Below are 1,511 nucleotides of genomic sequence, written 5' to 3' on the forward strand. Positions count from 1 at the left end.
TGTACGTCTTCAAACTAAATTGGACTTTTGCTAAGAGAGTATTTAGTTAATAATTCAAAGATAAAAGATTTTTTTGATTAGTTGTTAATTTTGATTTTTGGTACTCATTTCTTCGGTTTATAATAGCCATTTTCTTTAATCGTTCACGTTCTTTTAAAATTAATTCACCTCTTCCAAAATACACGTCTGCAGGAGTTAAGTTGTTTAATGATTCATGATAGCGTTCATTGTTATAACGATAAACAAACTTTTCTAAAGCAGCTTCTAATTCTTCTGGAGCGAAGTAATTATCAAGTTTTACAACATTTTTCATGGTTCTGTGATAGCGTTCAATTTTTCCTTGTGTTTGCGGATGATTGGGTCTTCCATGTACTTGTTGCATTTGATAATTGTCTTTTAAATACGATTTTAATTCGTTTGCAATGTAGCACGAACCATTGTCGGACAAGAGTTTTGGTTTTTGTTTAGTCATCAATTTTGCTTTCTTAATGGCTGTATCAACAGTTCTTTTTACATCATCGGCTTTCATGTTTGAGCAAAGTTCCCAGTGTACAATGTATCGGCTGTAATCGTCCAAAACCGTACTCAAGTAATACCAACCCCAACCCAATATTTTAAAATAGGTAAAATCCGTTTGCCACATTTGATGAACAAAGCCTGTTTTATCTGTAAATTCATTACCTGCACTCAGAAAAATATGAGCTGGAGCTGTAATTAAACCTCTTGACTTTAAAATTCTGTAAACGCTTGATTCTGATAGGAATATTTGCTGTTCATCTGTCACTTTATAGGCTAATTCTCGTGAAGATAAATCAGGATATTCTAAAGCTAATTTTACAACTAAATTCTTCTGTTCTTGTGGAATGCTATTCCATTGCCTGTTTGATGCTCTTTTGGTTGGAAATAATCCTTCAACACCATTTTCGCTGTAAGCATGATACCAATTGTAAAAGGTACTCTTGTTAATTCCAATCTCCCGAAGTGTTCGATTTACGCCAATTTCTGAACGAGTAACCATGTGAATGATTTCTTGTTTTTCGGATACTGTAAGTCGCATATATTTTTTAAACTTTTCAGTTAATCCAGCATGTCCAAGCTTTTTTTTACAATATCGTAGCGTAAAACTAAATCGGCAATCATGACTTTCAAACGCTGATTTTCTTTCTTGAGTTCTACTACTTCATCACTTGTGGCTTCCCTTGTGGTATCGCCTGCTAAACGCTTTTTACCAGCTTCTAAAAACTCTTTATTCCATTTGTAAAACTGAGATTCATTAATTGAATACTTACGACATAATTCTGCAACTGACATTTCTGCACGTAAAGCTTCCATTACAATTTGGATTTTCTGTTCGGAACTAAAGATTCTTCGTGTATTTCTACGAATGTCTTTGATGAAATTCTCTGCTGTTTTTTTCTTAGGTGTTTTCATACTATTTCAAAGTTAATAATTTTTGAAAACACTCTCTTAGTTTTGAACTAAATCAGTCCACTTTTTGCTGACGATTTACA

At 33.1% G+C, this 1,511-nt stretch carries 1 protein-coding gene; it reads right to left on the bottom strand.

Features of this window, described 5'->3' with window-relative positions; translation table 11 throughout:
- Positions 1 to 46: 46 nt before the first annotated feature.
- Positions 47 to 1,431 (bottom strand): IS3 family transposase gene (locus G4L40_RS12835; protein WP_394367774.1). Its coding sequence is split into 2 segments (ribosomal slippage): positions 47 to 1,116 and positions 1,116 to 1,431, totalling 1,386 coding nucleotides; the frame shifts between segments, so codons are not numbered across the junction.
- Positions 1,432 to 1,511 lie beyond the last annotated feature (80 nt).

This window comes from Flavobacterium celericrescens (genome assembly GCF_011392075.1).
Classification (GTDB): Bacteria; Bacteroidota; Bacteroidia; order Flavobacteriales; family Flavobacteriaceae; genus Flavobacterium; species Flavobacterium celericrescens.